At 67.2% G+C, this 18,075-nt stretch carries 16 protein-coding genes; 8 read left to right on the top strand and 8 right to left on the bottom strand.

All coding sequences use genetic code 11. From position 1 onward, the window contains the following. Nucleotides 1-255: 255 nt before the first annotated feature. The 7 genes from N8888_RS14905 to N8888_RS14875 all read left to right on the top strand — a co-directional run bounded on the left by N8888_RS14905 (nucleotide 256) and on the right by N8888_RS14875 (nucleotide 10,272). Nucleotides 256-1,362 (top strand): efflux RND transporter periplasmic adaptor subunit, encoded by a 1,107-nt coding sequence (locus N8888_RS14905; RefSeq protein WP_053517087.1) that lies wholly within the window; start codon nucleotides 256-258, stop codon nucleotides 1,360-1,362. After that, the gene (locus tag N8888_RS14900; RefSeq protein ID WP_065181659.1) at nucleotides 1,359-4,484 is read left to right on the top strand and encodes an efflux RND transporter permease subunit; all 3,126 of its coding nucleotides are present in this window, start codon (nucleotides 1,359-1,361) and stop codon (nucleotides 4,482-4,484) included. The genes N8888_RS14905 and N8888_RS14900 overlap by 4 nt, the downstream gene beginning before the upstream one ends. Beyond that, a complete protein-coding gene (locus N8888_RS14895; protein WP_263175489.1) occupies nucleotides 4,477-5,061 on the top strand; it encodes a GNAT family N-acetyltransferase in 585 nt (194 codons plus the stop codon). Before N8888_RS14900 ends, N8888_RS14895 begins: the two co-directional genes overlap by 8 nt. 168 nt (nucleotides 5,062-5,229) lie before the next feature. Next, complete coding sequence (locus N8888_RS14890; RefSeq protein WP_065175761.1) at nucleotides 5,230-6,738, top strand: alanine/glycine:cation symporter family protein; 1,509 nt, start codon at nucleotides 5,230-5,232, stop codon at nucleotides 6,736-6,738. Further along, nucleotides 6,739-7,575, top strand: coding sequence for a TrmH family RNA methyltransferase (locus tag N8888_RS14885; protein WP_263175487.1), 837 nt, complete (start codon nucleotides 6,739-6,741; stop codon nucleotides 7,573-7,575). 246 nt (nucleotides 7,576-7,821) lie between these two features. Continuing rightward, nucleotides 7,822-8,811, top strand: coding sequence for a hypothetical protein (locus N8888_RS14880; protein WP_263175486.1), 990 nt, complete (start codon nucleotides 7,822-7,824; stop codon nucleotides 8,809-8,811). A gap of 9 nt (nucleotides 8,812-8,820) precedes the next feature. Then, nucleotides 8,821-10,272: an alanine/glycine:cation symporter family protein gene (locus tag N8888_RS14875; RefSeq protein ID WP_263175484.1), complete on the top strand. Its 1,452-nt coding sequence runs from the start codon at nucleotides 8,821-8,823 to the stop codon at nucleotides 10,270-10,272. 118 nt (nucleotides 10,273-10,390) lie between these two features. Here N8888_RS14875 and N8888_RS14870 read toward each other — a convergent pair whose 3' ends face one another. From N8888_RS14870 to N8888_RS14855, 4 genes are all read right to left on the bottom strand, one after another. Then, a complete protein-coding gene (locus N8888_RS14870) occupies nucleotides 10,391-11,812 on the bottom strand; it encodes a M28 family peptidase (RefSeq protein ID WP_053517073.1) in 1,422 nt (473 codons plus the stop codon). Nucleotides 11,813-11,990: 178 nt separating this feature from the next. Further along, the gene (mscL, locus tag N8888_RS14865) at nucleotides 11,991-12,395 is read right to left on the bottom strand and encodes a large-conductance mechanosensitive channel protein MscL (RefSeq protein ID WP_053517072.1); all 405 of its coding nucleotides are present in this window, start codon (nucleotides 12,393-12,395) and stop codon (nucleotides 11,991-11,993) included. Nucleotides 12,396-12,447: 52 nt separating this feature from the next. Continuing rightward, entirely contained in the window at nucleotides 12,448-13,164 is a 717-nt protein-coding gene (locus tag N8888_RS14860) for a fumarylacetoacetate hydrolase family protein (protein ID WP_065181655.1), read from the bottom strand. Between the two features lie 78 nt (nucleotides 13,165-13,242). Then, on the bottom strand, nucleotides 13,243-13,524 hold the full coding sequence (locus tag N8888_RS14855) for a hypothetical protein (protein ID WP_128988456.1): 282 nt from the start codon (nucleotides 13,522-13,524) through the stop codon (nucleotides 13,243-13,245). 180 nt (nucleotides 13,525-13,704) lie between these two features. Here N8888_RS14855 and N8888_RS14850 point away from each other — a divergent pair, with 180 nt between their 5' ends. Continuing rightward, nucleotides 13,705-14,040 carry a Rieske (2Fe-2S) protein gene (locus N8888_RS14850; protein WP_263175480.1) on the top strand — a complete coding sequence of 112 codons (336 nt, stop codon included), beginning with the start codon at nucleotides 13,705-13,707 and terminating at the stop codon, nucleotides 14,038-14,040. Nucleotides 14,041-14,165: 125 nt separating this feature from the next. On the opposite strand, the gene N8888_RS14845 is transcribed toward N8888_RS14850, so the two are convergent. The 4 genes from N8888_RS14845 to thiS form a co-directional block, all read right to left on the bottom strand. Next, nucleotides 14,166-16,013 carry an SLC13 family permease gene (locus tag N8888_RS14845; RefSeq protein WP_053517063.1) on the bottom strand — a complete coding sequence of 616 codons (1,848 nt, stop codon included), beginning with the start codon at nucleotides 16,011-16,013 and terminating at the stop codon, nucleotides 14,166-14,168. Between the two features lie 27 nt (nucleotides 16,014-16,040). After that, nucleotides 16,041-16,775 carry a tRNA (guanosine(46)-N7)-methyltransferase TrmB gene (trmB, locus tag N8888_RS14840; RefSeq protein ID WP_053517060.1) on the bottom strand — a complete coding sequence of 245 codons (735 nt, stop codon included), beginning with the start codon at nucleotides 16,773-16,775 and terminating at the stop codon, nucleotides 16,041-16,043. Next, nucleotides 16,775-17,569, bottom strand: a complete 795-nt coding sequence (locus tag N8888_RS14835; protein WP_053517058.1) for a thiazole synthase — start codon at nucleotides 17,567-17,569, stop codon at nucleotides 16,775-16,777. Before N8888_RS14835 ends, trmB begins: the two co-directional genes overlap by 1 nt. A 117-nt stretch (nucleotides 17,570-17,686) precedes the next feature. Then, nucleotides 17,687-17,887, bottom strand: coding sequence for a sulfur carrier protein ThiS (thiS, locus tag N8888_RS14830; protein WP_053517056.1), 201 nt, complete (start codon nucleotides 17,885-17,887; stop codon nucleotides 17,687-17,689). Nucleotides 17,888-18,075: the final 188 nt, after the last annotated feature.

The raw sequence follows: 18,075 nt of genomic DNA, 5'->3' as shown, positions 1-18,075 counted from the left end.
ACCGGATCGGATCCCCGCCAGGATCCGACCCGGTCCGACGCCCTCCGCCGGACCTGTCCGACTCTACGGCAGCGGCGCGCCCAGCGGCCGCCCGGATACATCCCGACATACGCCGACACCGCCGCACAGACCCTTGCATGGAACGGGTTCAGGCCGCTATCGCGACGCCGGTTCCACGCCGGTAAACGCTTGGCATATACCGCCTTCGCGGGGGGATGCCTACACTCGGCGGCCGTGGATCAATCAGGACCGTTCATGTTGGCTCGTATCGCTTCGACCCTGGCCCTTGGCCTCAGCCTGGCCGTCCTGGCCGGGTGCGCAGGCAAACAGGAGGCCGCCGCGCGACGGCAGGGGGAAGCGGTGCCGGTCACCGCGCAGATCGTGCAGCCCACGCAATGGAACGACACCCTGCAGGCGCTGGGTACGGCCAAGGCGCGGGAGTCGATCAGCGTCACCGCCAAGGTCAGTGAGATCGTGGAGAAGGTGCACTTCGAAAGCGGCCAGCAGATCGCTGCGGGTGCGCCGATCGTGACTCTGCGTGGCCAGGCCCAGGAAGCGGCGCTGGTGCAGGCGCAGGCCACCTTCCACGAGGCCGACCAGCTGTACCGCCGGCAGCGCGAACTGGCCACGCAGCGGTTGGTGTCCAGCGCCACGCTGGATACGCAGAAGTCGATCCGCGATGCCGCCGAGGCCCGTGTCGCGCAGATGCAGGCCGACATCGGCGACCGTCGTGTGCGTGCGCCGTTCGCAGGCGTGCTGGGTATCCGCCAGGTCAGCCCTGGCACGCTGCTGACGCCGACCACGGTGATTGCCACTCTGGACGACATCGAGCGCATGCACGTCGATTTCCAGGTGCCCGAAGTGGAACTGGCCGCGCTTTCGGCGGGCGACAAGGTCAGCGCGACCAGCGTCGCGTGGCCGGGGCGCACGTTCGAAGGAGAGGTCACCACCATCGATGCACGTATCGACCCGGCCACCCGCGCGGTGACCGTGCGGGCCGACTTCGCCAACGCCGACCATGCGCTGCGCCCGGGCATGCTGCTCGATGTGCGCCTGTTCCGCCCCGAGCGCCCGGCGCTGGTGATCCCGGAGATCGCGGTGGTGCAGGTGGGCCGTGACAGTTTCGTGTACCGCATCGGCGCCGACGACAGCGTCGAGCGCGTGGACGTGGTCACCGGCGCGCGCCGTGCGGGCGTGGTCGAGATCAAGCAGGGGCTGGCCGCCGGTCAGCGCATCGTGGTCGACGGCACCGGCAAGCTGCGCCCGGGTCTGAAGGTGGCCGCCCGTGATGCGGCGCCGGCCAGCGGTGCCAAGCCTGCCGATGCGCCTGCGCCGGTCGCGACCGAGGAACAGGGCGGATGAAGCTGTCCGACGTTTCCATCCAGCGGCCGGTGTTCGCCGTAGTGATGAGCCTGCTGCTGCTGGTGCTGGGCATCATGTCCTTCACCCGCCTCACGCTGCGCGAACTGCCGGCCATCGACCCGCCCATCGTGTCGGTCTCGGTCGACTACACCGGTGCCTCGGCAGCGGTCATCGAAAGCCGGATCACCCAGGTGCTGGAAGATGCGCTCGCCGGCATCGAAGGCATCGATACCATCAACGCGCGCAGCACCAACGGCCGCTCGCAGGTCAGCATCGAGTTCACCTCCAACCGCGATATCGAGGCCGCGGCCAATGACGTGCGCGATGCCGTCAGCCGGGTTGCCGACCGCATGCCGGAAGAGGCGCGCCCGCCGGAGATCGCCAAGGTCGAGAGCGATGCCGATCCGATCATCTGGTTCAACATGGTCTCCTCGACCATGGATACGCTGGAGCTGAGCGACTACGCCGACCGCTATGTGGTCGACCGCTTTTCCAGCCTCGATGGCGTCGCCCAGGTCCGTATCGGTGGTCGCCAGCGCTATGCGATGCGCATCTGGCTGGACCGCGATCAGCTGGCCGCGCGTGGACTGACCACCGGTGATGTGGAAACCGCGCTGCGCAACGAGAACGTGGAACTGCCCGCCGGGCGCATCGAATCCACCGACCGCGATTTCACCCTGCGCGTGGAACGCAATTACATCAAGCCCGAAGACTTCGCGACCATCCCGCTGGGCAAGGGCAGCGACGGTTACGTCGTGCGCATGGGCGACGTGGCGAAGATCGAGCTGGCGTCGGCCGAGCGCCGCGCCTATTACCGCAGCAATGGCGAGCCGGGCATCGGCCTGGGCATCGTCAAGACCTCCACCGCGAACTCGCTGGACGTCGCGCGCACCGCGCGCGCCGAAGCCGAGCGGGTCGCGTTGACGCTGCCCAAGGGCACGCAGATCTTCGTTGCCTTCGACAACACCACCTTCATCGAAGCGGCCGTCGATCGCGTCTATGCCACATTGGTGGAGGCGATGATCCTCGTGCTGGCGGTGATCTGGCTGTTCCTCGGCAGCTTCCGCGCAGCGCTGATTCCGGCCGTGACGGTACCGGTGTGCCTGGTGGCCGCATTCATCGCGCTGTACGCGTTCGATTTCTCGATCAACCTGCTGACATTGCTGGCGCTGGTGCTGTGCATCGGCCTGGTGGTCGACGATGCGATCGTGGTGGTGGAGAACGTGCAGCGCCGGATCGATCTGGGTGAGCCGCCGCTGGTGGCGTCCAAGCGGGGTACCACGCAGGTGGCCTTCGCGGTGATCGCGACCACCGCGGTGCTGGTGGCGGTGTTCCTGCCGGTCGGTTTCCTCGAGGGCAACACCGGACGCCTGTTCCGCGAGCTGGCGGTGGCGCTGGCCGCGGCCGTGGCGCTGTCCGCGTTCGTGGCGTTGACGCTGACACCGATGATGGCCTCCAAACTGCTCAAGCCGCATACCGGGCAGGCGCCGCGTGGCCTGCATGGCTTCGTCAACCGCAACCTGGAGCGGCTGGCCGGCGCCTATGGCCGCATCCTGCAGCGCCACGTCGATCGCACCTGGATCTACCTGCTGGTGATGGCGGCGGCATTGGCTGCCAGCTGGCTGCTGATCAAGGTGCTGCCCTCGGAACTGGCGCCAGCCGAAGACCGTGGCTCGTTCCAGATCATGATCGACGGCCCGGAAGGCGCAGGCTACGACTACACCGTGCAGCAGGTGCAGCAGGTCGAAGCGATGCTGGCGCCCCACGTCGGAGCGGACAAGCCGATCGTGCGCGCCAACCCGCGCGTGCCCGGTGGCTGGGGCGCAAGCGAGGAAATGCACACCGGCCGGGTGAGCATCTTCCTGCAGCCGTGGCGCCAGCGCAGCGAAGGCACCCCGGAGGTCGCCAATGAGCTGCAGAAGGAGCTGGACACCATCCAGGGCGTGCGCGTGCGCACGCAGGTCGGCGGTGGCCTGGTCCGCAGCGGCGGCCAGCCCTTCCAGATCGTGCTGGGAGGCCCGGAGTACGCCGAGATCGCGCAGTGGCGCGACCGCATCCTGCTGCGCATGGCCGACAATCCCGGCCTGGTCGGCCCCGACTCGGACTACAAGGAAACCCGCCCGCAGATGCGGGTGAACATCGACCGCCAGCGCGCGGCCGACCTGGGCGTGCCGGTCACCGCAATCGGCTCGGCGCTGGAAACGATGATGGGCTCGCGTCGCGTCACCACCTTCGTCGACAACGGCGAAGAGTACGACGTGCTGGTCCAGGCGGGCCGCGACGGACGCGCCACGCCGGCCGATCTGGCCGCGATCCGCGTGCGTGCCACCTCCGGTGAGCTGGTGCCCTTGTCGAACCTGGTCACCCTGAGCGAGGTTGCCGAGGCAGGCACCTTGAACCGCTTCAACCGCCTGCGCTCGATCACCATCAGCGCAGGCCTTGCGCCGGGCTACCCGTTGGGCGAGGCCATTGCCTGGGCACAGAACGTCGCGCGCGAGGAGCTGCCGCAGTACGCGCAGGTGAACTGGAAGGGCGAGTCGCGCGAGTACCAGAGCGCCGGCGGTGCGGTCCTGCTGACCTTCGCCATGGCCCTGCTGGTGGTGTACCTGGTCCTGGCCGCACAGTTCGAGAGCTTCATCCATCCGCTGACGATCATGCTGACGGTACCGCTGGGCGTGCTCGGCGCGCTGGTCGGCCTGTGGTTGAGCGGGGGCACAGTGAACCTGTTCAGCCAGATCGGCATCGTGATGCTGGTCGGCCTGGCGGCGAAGAACGGCATCCTGATCGTCGAGTTCGCCAACCAGCTGCGTGACGACGGCCGCAGCGTGCGCGAGGCCATCATCGAATCATCGATGGTGCGCCTGCGTCCGATCCTGATGACGTCCATCGCCACCGTGGTCGGCGCGATTCCGCTGGTGGTGGCCGGTGGACCGGGTTCGGCGAGCCGTGGCACGATCGGTATCGTGATCATCTTCGGCGTCACCCTGTCCACCTTCCTGTCGCTGTTCGTGGTGCCGGCGTTCTACGCACGTCTGGCCCCGTACACGCGCTCGCCGGAAGCAGTGAAGCGCGAGCTGGAAAAGCAGGAAGCAGCGTCGCCCTCGGTGGGCGGGCATGCCTGACCGTCGCGCCGACGGGGGCGGATCCCTTTCCCCGCAGGAAAGGGCCCCGACCCCAGTGCTGCGCGGCGACGGTTTCCAGCTGCGTCCATGGCGCGGCGGCGACCTCGAATCGCTGCTGCGTCATGCCAACGATGCCGAGGTGTCACGCGGCCTGCGCGATCGCTTCCCCTATCCCTACACACGTGAGGACGGTGAGGCGTTCCTTGCCGGTCGCGTGTTGACCCCGGGCACCCTGGCACTGGCCATCGAGATCGACGGCCAGGCCTGCGGCAGTATCGGTGCCCAGCCGGGCGTGGCCGAGCGTGGGCATACCGCCGAGCTGGGCTACTGGCTTGGCCGGGCGTACTGGGGGCGGGGCATCATGACCCGCGTGGTGGGCGTCTTCGCGCCGTGGGTGATGGACGGACTGCGCCTGTTCAGGCTTCAGGCCACCGTGGTGGACTTCAATCTGGGGTCGGCCCGGGTGCTGGAAAAGAACGGTTTCCAGGAAGAGGGCGTGGAGCGCTGCGCCATCTACAAGCGCGGCACCCTGCATGACCTGCGCCGGTTCGCGCGGGTGCGCACCCAGCTGCCCTGAACGGCGCCGGGCATGGCCCGGCGCTACCCGCGGCGGAACCGGTAGCGCCGGGCCATGCCCGGCGGATGCCTTCCGGCGCTATCGCAGCGACCTTCGATCAGGGAGAATCGACCGGTCCCTTCCAGCCGACGGGACGTCCATTCACCCCGCCGACTGGAGAGAGCGCGCGTGGAAGCTACCGTACATTTCGTCAACAGCATCATCTGGAGCAAGGCACTGATCTTCGTGTGCCTGGCGGCCGGCCTTTATTTCAGCGTCCGCACCCGCTTCATGCAGATCCGCGGCTTCGTGGAAATGTGCCGCCTCACCGTGAAGGGCGAAAAGTCCGACGCCGGTGTTTCTTCGTTCCAGGCGCTGGCCATGTCCATGGCCGGGCGCATGGGTATCGGCAACATCGCCGGCGTGGCCACGGCCATCGCCTTCGGTGGCCCCGGTGCGATCTTCTGGATGTGGGTGATGGGCTTCCTCGGTGCATCCACCTCGTATGTGGAATGCACCCTGGCGCAGATCTACAAGACCAAGGATGCCGAAGGCCGCTACCGTGGCGGCCCGGCGTACTACATTGAAAAGGCGATGGGCCTGAAGTGGTATGCCATGGCCTTCGCCATCGCCACGATCATCGCCGCCGGCTTCCTGATGCCGGGCGTACAGGCCAATGCCATCGCCGACAGCATCATCAATGCCTGCCGTGGCGGTGCGCTGTGCGGGCCGCTGGATGGCCAGGCCTTCGGCATGGAATCGGTTGCCGCGCTCAAGCTCGGCATCGGCATCGTGGTCGCGCTGCTGCTGGGCGTGGTGATCTTCGGCGGCGTCAAGCGCATCGCCACCTTCGCCGAGATCGTGGTGCCGTTCATGGCGGCGGCCTTCATCCTGATGGCCATCGTCATCATGATCCTCAATGCCGACCAGGTGCCGGAGATGTTCGGCATCATCTTCAACAGCGCGTTCGGCACCCATGCGGCGTTCGGCGCGATGATGGGCCTGGCGATCGAATGGGGCGTCAAGCGCGGCATCTACGCCAACGAAGCCGGACAGGGCTCGGGCCCGCACGCGGCGGCGGCCTCGGAAGTCTCGCATCCGGCCAAGCAGGGCTACGTGCAGGCGTTCGCGATCTACTTCGACACCATGATGGTGTGCACCGCCACCGCGTTCCTGATCCTGGCCAGCGGTACCTACAACGTGTACTCGCCGGTGGAAGGCGCGGCTCCGGTGTTCCAGGGCCTGGCCGGCATTCCGGAAGGGGCGGGCTATGCGCAGGCCGGCGTTGAAGCCGTGCTGCCGGGCTGGGGCGCGTCGTTCGTCTCGCTGGCGATCTTCTTCTTCGCCTTCACCACCATCATGGCGTACTACTACATGGCCGAGACCAATCTCAGCTATGTGAACCACAACAAGCACCGTCCGCTGACCGTGTTGTGTCTGCGCCTGGGCATCATCGCCATGGTGGTGTTCGGTGCGTTCCACAACGCGACCCTGGCCTGGGGCCTGGGTGACATCGGCGTGGGCCTGATGGCCTGGCTGAACATCATCGCCATCTTCATCATCCAGAAGCCCGCCATGCTGGCGCTGCGCGATTACGAACGACAGAAGAAGCTGGGCCTGGATCCGACGTTCGATCCCGATGCACTGGGCATCCGGAACGCCGATTTCTGGCGCCAGCGCAAGCAGGAGAACGTGTAAGTGAACAACCCCTGGAACAACCGCCGCCCGTCCGCTCGTCCGCCGCGCGCCACACCGTTGCCGCGCACGGACCTGCCGGCAACGGGCGGCGGTGGACGCGGAGTCAGCGATGAGCTGCGCCTGTACGGCCTGAATGCCGTGCTGGCCGCGTTCGCAGCGCGGCCGCAGGCACTGCGCAAGCTGTATCTGCTGGAGGCCCGGATTCCGCGCCTGCAGCCGCTGTTGAAGTGGTGCGTGGCCAACCGCGTGGGTTACCGCGTGGTCGAGGAAGGCGATCTGAACAAGCTGGCCGGCACCACCCACCACGAAGGCGTGGTGGCCGACGTGCTGCGTGCGCCGACCGTGCCGCTGGCGCAGTGGCTGCAGCAGATCGGCGAAGGCCCGTCACTGGCGCTGTGGCTGGATGGCGTAGGCAATCCGCACAACCTCGGCGCGATCCTGCGTTCGGCGGCGCACTTCGGCGCGAAGGCGCTGCTGTTGCCGGCCGGCAGCACGCTGGCGCTGTCCGGTGCGGCTGCCCGCGTGGCCGAAGGCGGTGCCGAAGCAGTGCCGCTGGTGCAGCTGCCTGCGACCCCGCAGGCGATGGCCCAGCTGCGCGATGCCGGCTTCGGTCTGGCGGCCACACTCGTCGATGGCGGTGACGATGTATTCCGCACGTCGCTGCCGGCGCGTCTGGTCTACGTCATGGGCGCCGAAGGCGAGGGGATGGACCGCGACCTGGCCGGGGAATGTGACCTGCAGGTCTCCATTCCCGGCAGTGGCGCGGTGGAGAGCCTAAATGTGGCCTCGGCCACCGCAGTGCTGCTGGCGCAGTGGGCGAGCCGTCGCGACGGCTGACGGACAGGTCGCCGCCATCGGCTGCCAGGACCCGGCCCCCGTGGCCGGGTTTTTTTTGCGCGATGTGCCGGCGGGACCACCGCGGACGTCGTGCAGCGTCAAGGCGGCTTAAGGCGGATTGCGTCGTCTTGCGTTGCGTACAGCCTGATTTTTCCGATCAAGCATGCTTTTGAAACTTGCCTCATTGTTGCGCCCTCTTGCTCGACGCAGGTTGGAGTTCCATTCCTGTCAGGCAAGGTGTTCCACATGCATGGTCGTCATCGTTGCGCCCTCGGCGCGCTCCTCTCGCTGTCAAGCCTGCTTGCGTCGGTCGATGTGCATGCCAGTGCACGCAGTCTGGAAGGCGTCAATTTCACGGGTCCGCTGATCACCCCGAATCCGGCCGGCATGCCGAAGGGGCGCGGCTACATCGAACCCTATCTGGTACGTGTCGACAGCCGTGATCACTTCGATGACCGTGGCCAGCGCCAGCGCAGCGGTGAACGTAGTGGCGGCTGGACGGTGGTGGTGCCCATCGCCTATGGATTGGGTGAGCGGATCACCGGCCAGGTCAACCTGAGCGCGTCGCGCGCCGAATCCGGTGCCGCCCACAGCCAGGGTTTCCGCGCGGGTGACACCACTGCGCGCCTGCAGTATCTGCTGCAGGCGGCCAATGCGGATGGCACCCGGCCCGCGGTTTCAGTAGCGCTCGTGCAGCGCTTCAGCACGGGCAGCCATGACCGCATCACCGGCAATCCGCTCGACGCGCAGGGTGACGGCGTGCAGCGTACCGTTGCCGCGCTGGGCGTGCAGCAGGTGGTGTGGCTGGGCAACGAGCGGCCACTGCGCTGGCGTGCCCAGCTCAGCGCGGGTCCGGCGCCTTCCCGCACGGCCCTCACCGGTGCCAGCGTGTACGGTACCGCCGCGGGCTTCCAGGGCCACGTCGCGCGCGGTTCGGTACTGGGCCTGTCGATCGGCGCCGAATACAGCGTCAACCCCCGCTGGGTGGCGGTGATGGAAGTGGCGGCCAGCCGCGAGACCCGGCAACGCCTCAGCGGCTTCGCTCCCGGCGCGGACGGCGCCATCGCGCGCGTCGACGAATGGCGCCCGGCCAGCCGTACGCTGACTTTCGCCCCTGCGTTGCAGTACCACTTCAGTCCCTCGCTTGGCCTGATCGCCGGCGTGGAGGTCACGGTGGCCGGCCGCAATGCCGCCCGCCTCATCAGCCCCCAGGTCGCCCTGGGCATGTCCTTCTGAGGGGGCGCGATGAACGTCGAATCGATCGTCAATGCCCTTCTCGGCGTGGTGTGGAGCCCTTACCTGGTGGTGCTGTGCCTGCTCGCCGGCCTGTACTTCAGCGTGCGCACCCGCTTCATCCAGCTGCGCGCGCTGCCTGACATGCTGCGCCTGGTGTTCCGCCATGAGCGGTCCGATGCAGGGGTGTCCCCGTTCCAGGCGTTGTCCCTGTCGCTGTCCAGCCGGGTGGGCGTTGGCAATATCGCCGGTGTGGCGATGGCCATCGCCTTCGGTGGTCCCGGTGCGATCCTGTGGATGTGGGTTGTCGCTTTCCTGGGTGCGTCCAGCGCCTTCATCGAATCGACGCTGGCGCAGATCTACAAGGATCGCGACGCCGGTGGCCAGTATCGGGGTGGCCCGGCCTACTACATCGAGAAGGGACTGGGCCAGCGCTGGTATGCGGTGCTGTTTGCACTGGTCGCCGTGCTGGCCGGCGCGATGCTGGCGGGTACGCAGTCCAATGCGATCACCAGCGCGGTGAATGAAGCCTGGGATGTACCGGTCGTGTTCACCACCGGCGTACTGCTGGTGGCGCTGGGTGCCATCCTTGTCGGCGGTGTACGCCGCATCGCCGGTGTCGCCCAGTGGCTGGTACCGCTGATGGCCATCGCCTATCTGCTGGTGGCCGCGATGGTAATGGTGCTCAACGCGGACAAAGTGCCGGAGGTCGCAGCGCTGGTGCTGCGCAGTGCCTTCGGCATGGATGCAGCGTTCGGCGCCATGATCGGCACGGCGATCCAGTGGGGCGTGCGCCGCGGCGTGCTGTCCAACGAAGCCGGCATGGGCAGTGGTGCGCACCCGGCGGCCGCAGCGGAGGTCTCCCATCCGGTCAAGCAGGGCCTGGTGCAGTCGTTCTCGGTCTATATCGACACGATGGTGGTGTGCAGTGCGACCGCCTTCCTTATTCTTTCGACCGGCCTGTACAACGTCTACGACCCGGCGGTAAACGGCATTCCGGATGATGCGCGTCTGCTGCTGGGCAATCTGCCGGGCGTCGAGGCCGGACCGCGTTTCGTGCAGCACGCGGTGGAATCGGCATTGCCGGGCTTCGGCCGTTCATTCGTGGCGTTGGCCATCCTACCCTTTGCGTTCACCACCATCCTGGCGCTGTACTACATGGCCGAGACCAACATCAGTTACCTGTGCCGGGACCGCCCGATGCCGTGGGTGATAGGCGGGTTCCAGCTGCTGTTCCTGCTGGCCACCGGCTACTCGGCGCTGAACAGTGCCACGGTCGCCTGGTCGCTGGGGGATATCGGCGTGGGCCTGATGAGCTGGTTGAACATCTTCGCCATCCTGCTGCTGCAGAAGCCGGCGCTGGCCGCGCTGCGCGATTACGAGCACCACCGTCGCTTGGGGACGGATCCCCTGTTCGATCCGCACCGGCTTGGTGTTCGCAACACCTGCGCGTGGGAACGGTAACTGTCCGGGCAGATGGGGCGACCCAGCCTGGTGGGTGCGATCCCCTCTGGTGGGTGCGGACCTCGGTCCGCACCTCCTTTCCCGCAGCACCCACCGGGCATCGCCCGGCGTGGCCCCCTCACTCGTTCGGCGGTGTGGTCGCTTTGGCTTCACTGCCGAAGTTGCCGTCGGCCTCTGCGGCCAGATAGGCAAATACGGTGTATGCCGCCACATTCTGCGCCAGCGCCTTCGGGTCGATCTTGTCCAGCGTGTCGTCGGCGGTGTGGTGCAGGTGGAAGTAGTCCGAACCATCCTGTGCCAGCCACGCCCAGGCGCCACCCTTGGCCGCCAGCGGGCCGATATCCGGACCCGGGCCGCCCTTGTCGGCTGCGTACTCGATGCCCAGCGGCTTCATCACCTCGGCGATCTGCCGGGTCGCTTCGCGCGAGCCTTCCGGGTTTGGCGAGCCGGTATTGAACGCATAGATGCGGCCGGCACCGAAATCGCTCTCGGCAGCCAGCTGGTGCAGCGCCACGTCCTTTGCATGTGCTTCGGCGTAAGCCTTGCCGCCGTACAGCCCCTGCTCTTCGTTGGCGAACGCGATCACCCGGATCGTGCGCTTGGGGGCCTGCTTGAGCTGGCCGATCAGATGCCCCGCGGCCATGGTGATGCCGACACCTGCGCCGTCATCGACGGCACCGGTGCCCAGATCCCACGAATCCAGATGGCCACCGATCACCACGACTTCCTTGGGCAGGGTGCGGCCAGTGATCTCGCCGATCACGTTGTAGGAGGTCGCAGTACCATCCCAGCCGCAGTCCAGCGCGACTTTCACCGTAGTGCTGCCACGTGCCAGCAGACGTGCCAGCTGGTCGGCATCGGGCACCGACAGGGCCGCGGACGGTACCGGGGTCAGGCCGTCATCGAATCGGGTGATGCCGGTGTGCGGCACGCGGTGCGAATCGGTGCCGGCCGAGCGCATCAGGAAACCGACGGCGCCCTTGCGGATCGCCTCGGAAGGTCCCTTGCTGCGGATCGCGCCACCACGGCCGTAGTCGCGGCCATCGCGGAACGGCAGCATCTGGTAATCGACGAAGGCGATCTTGCCCTTCAGTGAACCGGCGGGCGCGGCCTGCAGCGCGGCCAGGTCGGCGAAGCGCACGACCTCTGCTTCAACGGTACCGCCCGGGCTGCCACCCAGTGCGGTGATCTGCAGCGGCTGCGGGTTCCTGCCGGTCACGGCGGCGTGTTCGCTGCGGCGCTCCCACTTCGGGAAGGTCACCGGTTCTTTCCAGACCTTGTCGAAACCCAGGGCCTTGAACTTGGCTTCGGCCCAGGCGACCGCACGCGCGTCGGCTTCGCTGCCGGCGATGCGTGGACCGATTTCGGTGGTCAGCGACTCGACCACCTTCCAGCCGGTGTCATCGGCCAGGGCCTGATCGCGCAGCTGCGCGGCCGTGGCCAGCGACGCCGGGGGCAGGGTGGTGGCGCGCGGTGCCGCGAAGGCCGGGGCGGCCAGCAGGGCAAGGGAGGATGCGATGGCAAGGACGCGGCGACGCATGGACAACTCCGGGAAGGGACCAAGCCTTGGAGCTTAACAGTCGTTCAGACGCGCGCATGGGCGGGAGGTCATGTCCGGAGCGAACGCTGTTTTCCGCCACATCCGGCAAAGCGAAAGCCCCGCCGGAGCGGGGCTTTCACATGCGGCGGGCTCGCCGGGTACGGCCCGGCGCTACGCCTTATTTCTTCAGGCTGTCGCGGATCTCGCGCAGCAGCACCACTTCCTCGGCCGGGGCGGCGGGAGCGGCTTCCTTCTTGCGCGACAGACGGTTGATGACCTTGATCACCAGGAAAATGGCGAACGCCACGATCACGAACTGGATCAGGGTGTTGATGAAATCACCGTAGCCGATCACCACCGCCGGAATCTCCTTGCCGTCCGGCCCGATGCGTGCCGGCGACAGCGTCCACGCCAGCTGCGAGAAGTCCACCTTGCCGATCAGCAGGCCCAGCGGCGGCATGATGATCTTCTCGACCAGTGCAGTGACGATCTTGCCGAAGGCGGCGCCGATCACCACGCCGACGGCGAGGTCGATGACGTTGCCGCGCATCGCGAATTCCTTGAATTCGGTGAGCACTCCCATGTGTTTTCTCCTGTGGGGGATGTGGACAGCGCGCAGAGTAGCGCAGGTGGTGTCAGCCGGCGATCACGCCGTGGCGCTCGGCCACGTTTTCCAGGCGCGCGCTGAAACGGTCGCCCGGCTTCAGTGCGGCCACTCCGGACGGCGTGCCCATGAACACCAGGTCACCGGCGCGCAGCTGCCACAGCTTGGACAACTCGTGCAGGATTTCCGGCACGTTCCAGATCATCTGGTCCAGCAGGGCCTGCTGACGCACTTCGCCGTTGACTTCCAGCGACAGGTTCAGCGCCGCCAGATCGCCCACTTCGCCGGCATGCACGATCTCGCTGATCGGTGCGGAGGCATCGAAGCCCTTGGCGGCGTCCCAGGGATGGCCCTTCTCCTTGGCGGCCGCCTGCAGATCGCGGCGGGTCAGGTCCAGGCCGACGGCATAGCCGTACACCAGCGCTTCGGCATCGGCCACGGGAAGCTCGCCGGCCGGGGCATCACGACCGATGGCCACCACCAGCTCCACTTCGTGATGCAGGTTGGCCGTCGCGGGCGGATAGGGGATGGCATCGTCATGGCCGACCACCAGCGCATCGGCAGGCTTGCTGAAGAACATCGGCCGGCCGCGGTCGTCGGCCGCCGGCACCGCGGCTCCCATTTCGCGCGCATGGTCGGCAAAGTTGCGACCCACGCAGTAGACGCGGTGCACGGGGAAGCTGCCACCGCCCACCACCGGAACACGCGGCGTGGCAGGTGCAGGGATCACATCGGAAACATCGGACATGCGGGCATCCAGGAAGGGAATGCCCGCAGTCTAGAACGCATGGCGCCCGCCGTCAGCGGGCACGCCGGCCGGCAGGGCTCAGCGCGAGGCCGGCAGCACCGGCTTGCGCACCACCCGGTACTCGCCCTCGACCACGGTCGGGTCGGCCGGTCGGGCTGCACCCGCCTTGCGCGAGGCCAGCAGCTTCCACGCCAGGCCGACCAGGATCATCGCCGCACCGACGAACACGCCGATGAACACCATCGCGGCCAGGATCGCCAGGCCGAGCAGGCCCACGGCAACGCGCACCAGCGGGTGCCGCGGCTTGCGCGGCGCGAACAGGGTGCGGAACTGGTTGAAGGCGGAATCGCGATTGAACATGGCGGCTCGATAGGCTGGGAAATCAGCGAAACCAGAGTATCGGGAGCCCGCACTGTCATTGAGTGAAAAACTCGTTAAATATAGCCTGTGCTTATTACGAATCAATGACTTGTGTTCATCCTGCAGCCAGTCACCTGAGCAGGCATGCGACAATGCTTCTTTACTGTCCGAGCCTTCGCCATGACTGCCGCTGTTGCCCTGATCGCCCTTGATGCCATTGCCGATGGTGCGTTTGCCGAGGTCGAAGCAGTGGTCGAGGGCGATGCCGAGTCGTTGCTGCTGTATCGCGACGGCGCACAGGTGCGCGCCTTCCTGAACATCTGCCCGCATGCCGACCGTCGCCTGGACTGGGCGCCGGGGCAGTTCCTGAAGAGCCGCGAGGGGCATCTGGTCTGCGCCGCCCACGGCGCCTCGTTCGCGCTGGACAGCGGTGACTGCATCGCCGGCCCCTGCAAGGGCGACCGCCTGCGCGCGGTGCCGGTGGACGTGCGTGATGGGCAGGTCTACCTGGCCTGAGGCCAGATGCAGTCGAGCATGGCTCGACGCTACCGATCTGTCGAAGGCGGAGTGCCTGCCTTTGGCGTTGGTGTTGACGTTGCTTCTGCGGGTGCAGGGCGCAGCCCTGCCGATGAACCCGACCCTCAGAACATCAGGTTGATCATCAGCACCACCACACAGGTGTAGATCAGCGACAACGGTCCGCCGACCCGCCACATCTCGCGCGGGGTGTAGTTGGCCGGGCCGGTGATCATCGAGATGACCGGATTGGAGGCCGTCATCAGATTGTTGGAGGCCGACAGCGCCACGATCAGTGCGAACGCGGTGGGGTTGCCACCCGCCGCCAGCGCCAGATTCACCGCGATGGGCACCATCACGATGGTTGCGCCGACATGGCTGATCACCAGCGAGAACACCGTTGTCAGCAGCGCCAGGGCCAGCTCCAGCACCCACACCGGTATGCCGGTGGGGAGCTTGTCGATGGTGTGGCCGGCGACCCAGGCCGCCGCGCCGCTGGAGTCCATCGCCCAGCCGAGCGGGATCAGTCCGGCCATCATGAACACGGTTTTCCAGTTGATCGAGGCATAGGCCTCGTCCATCCGCAGCACGCCCGTCAGCAACATGCCGGCCACGCCGGTCATCAGGGTCAGCGCTACCGGAAGCTTGCTGGTCAGCGCGATCAGGATCGTCAGCGCGAATATCGCCATGGCGATCTTGAACTTGTGCGGGCGCTGTTCGCCGGTCGGGTAGTCGGTGACCACCACGAAGTCACGGCTCTTGGCGGCCTGCGCCAGGTCGGTCCAGATGCTGTGGAAGACCAGCATGTCGCCAGCGCGCAGCTGCACGTCGCGCACGTCCTCGCGGATCACCTGTTTGTCGCGGTTGATCGCCAGCAGGCTGATGCCGCGCTCCTTGCGCAGGCGCAGGTCGGCCGCACTCTTGCCGATCACGTTCGAGGTCGGCGGCACCACCGCCTCGGAAATGCCCGCGCGGCTGGGATTGAACAGGTCGCCCAGGTGCTTCAGCCGCGAGGACATGCGCAGGAACTGGTTCTGGGCGAAATCGCCGATCTGCTCGCGCGGACCCATCGCGCCCAGCACACTGCCCACCCAGATGCGCATTTCCGCCGGTGGCGCCAGCCGCGTATCGTTGCCGGTCTTCAGCGCCAGCAGCAGCGGCGCGTCATGCAGGCTCTCGGCCTCGCCCAGGGTCATGCCGACCAGCGGGCTTTCGGCGGTGACCACCAGTTCGAACACATCGCCTTCGATGCCGTAGGTCTTGGCGAAGTAGCTCTCGGTACGGGCCGGGGTGACCCCATCGTTGACCAGGGTCTCTTCCTCGATCAGCTTGCGATCGCCGTAATAGCGGAAGTACAGCAGCGAGGCGATCAGCAGCGCCACGCCGATCGGCAGCGGCGCGAACATGCGCAGCGGCTCGATGCTGGCCAGGCCGGAGGGCAGGTTGTTGTTGGCCGAGGCCAGCAGGTCGTTCAGCAGGATCAGCGGCGAGTTGCCGACCATGGTCAGCGCACCGCCCATCACGATCGCCGCCGAGATCGGCAGCAGCAGCCGCTGCATGGTCAGCCCGGTGCGTGCCGCCAACCGCGAGGCGACCGGCAGGTACAGCGCCATCACCGACGGGTTCTGCATGAAGGACGAGTTCAGGCCGGCGATGGCCGTGGTCATCATCAGCAGGCGCTGCTCGATGCCATGTCCGCGTCGCAGCAGCCAGGCCGCGAGCCGGTTCAGTGCGCCGGTGCGGTCAAGGCCCGCACCGAGGATGGTGGTGGCGATGATGCTCATCACCGCGTTGCCGGAGAAGCCGCCGAAGATTTCCTCCGGGGCGATCAGGCCGGTCACACCCAGTACCACCAGCACCACCAGCGCGACGACGTCGGCGCGGATCCGCTCGAACAGGAACATCGCCATCGTGAAGCCGACCAGCCCGAGTACGAGCTTCATGTCGTTGGTCAGCGTCAGCGCGGTATCCATGTGGGGCGCGGCGTCCTCGGGCGATCGTCAGGTGCGGTCGTACAACAGGTCCCAGACGCCATGGCCGAGCTTCTGGCCGCGGGTCTCGAAGTGGGTCTGCGGCCGCCATTCCGGGCGCGGCACGCTGCCCCGTGGACCGGCCCGGTTGACCAGGCCGGCGGTCGCATCGAGCACGTCCCACATCTGTTCGGCGTAGTCTTCCCAGTCGGTGGCGCAGTGCAGGCGGCCGCCCGCACGCAGCTTGCGCACCAGCAGCTCTGCGAAGGCCGGCTGCAGCAGTCGGCGCTTGTTGTGGCGCTTCTTGTGCCACGGGTCCGGGAAGTAGATGCGCACTTCATCGAGCGCGCCATCGGCGATCTCGTTCTGCAGTACTTCCACCGCGTCATGGTGGTACAGGCGCACGTGGTCGGCGTTGTCGTCGGCCAGGGCGTTCAGCAGGCGGCCGACACCGGGCGCGTGCACTTCGATGCCGATGTAGTCGCGCGACGGGTCATGCTGGGCAGCAAAGCGCAGTGCAGCGCCGTTGCCGAAGCCGATCTCCAGCACCTTGTGCGCCGGGCGACCGAAGGTGGCGTCCAGGTCGCGCGGCTGGCCGCTGTAATCCAGGCCGAAGCGCGGCCAGCGTTCGTCGAACGCGCGCTGCTGGGCAGGCGTGAAGCGGCCCTGGCGCAGCACGAAACTGCGCACCTCGCGGCGCCCCTCGCTGACGGTGAACGGCTTGGGCGGGGCCTTGGACCCAGCGCTGTCGAAAGGATTGGTCATCAGCCGATCAACCCATCCACCGGCGACGACGCGCTGGCGTAGCGCTTGCGCGGGATGCGCCCGGCCAGGAACGCCTCACGGCCGGCTTCGACCGCCTTGCGCATCGCGCTGGCCATCAGCACCGGGCTGCGCGCGCCGGCAATGGCCGTGTTCATGAGCACGCCATCGCAGCCCAGCTCCATCGCGATCGCCGCATCCGATGCCGTACCGACGCCGGCATCGACGATGATCGGCACCCGGGCGTCTTCGATGATCTGCAGCAGGTTGTACTTGTTCTGGATGCCCAGGCCCGAACCGATCGGCGCGGCCAGCGGCATCACCGCAGCGCAGCCGATCTCTTCCAGGCGCTTGGCCAGGATCGGGTCGTCGGAGGTGTAGACCATGACCTCGAAGCCATCCTTGACCAGCTGTTCGGCGGCCTTGAGGGTCTGCATCACGTCCGGGTACAGGGTCTTCTGGTCGCCCAGCACTTCCAGCTTGGTCAGGTTGTGGCCGTCCAGCAGTTCACGGGCCAGGCGGCACGTGCGCACCGCGTCTTCGGCGGTGTAGCAGCCGGCGGTGTTGGGCAGGATGGTGAAGCGCTCCGGCGGCAGCACGTCCAGCAGGTTCGGCTCGCCGGGGTTCTGCCCGATGTTGGTGCGGCGGATGGCCACGGTGACGATCTGGGCGCCAGCGGCCTCGGTGGCCAGGCGGGTTTCTTCCAGATCCTTGAACTTGCCGGTGCCGGTGAGCAGCCGCGAGCCGTAGGTCTTGCCGGCGATCACCAGCGAATCGGGGGAGACATGAACGTTCATGGCGCGATTATCGCTTATCCGCCTGAAGATGGGGTCGTCACTTCGATGCCGCCGGGAGGCAGGTGCAGGGGCAGCGCCGGGCCATGCCCGGCGAGCGCGCAGCGTGGGCGTCGTGCCTCAACCCCCACCCAGGGCGTGCACGATCTCCACCACGTCACCTTCGGCAAGGCGGTGCTCGCCATGGCGGCTGCGGCTGACGATCTCGCCATTGACCTCGACCGCCACCCGGCGCTGCAGCAGCTGCTCGGCCTCGAGCAGGTCATGGAGGGTTGCCGAAGCGTGCAGGGTGCGGGGTTCGCCGTTGAGCTGGATGTTCATGGCGGCATTGTCGCGTATGGCCCGTCAGGACGGAAACCATCCGTTCCTCCGCACGGCGCCCGCATCGGCGCAGCCTGCGATTGGCGGGCTGCGCGGCAATTCATGCGGCGGCGCAGCGTGAGCAATCGTCGGTGCGGTGAAACCATTCACCGTGCGCCGGCGTACGCACGCCGGATCCTCAATGACGT

This window comes from Stenotrophomonas maltophilia, from assembly GCF_025642255.1.
Taxonomy (GTDB): domain Bacteria; phylum Pseudomonadota; class Gammaproteobacteria; order Xanthomonadales; family Xanthomonadaceae; genus Stenotrophomonas; species Stenotrophomonas maltophilia_P.
Note: the sequence above shows the minus strand (reverse complement) of the source record. Positions and strands in the feature narration are given on the sequence as shown.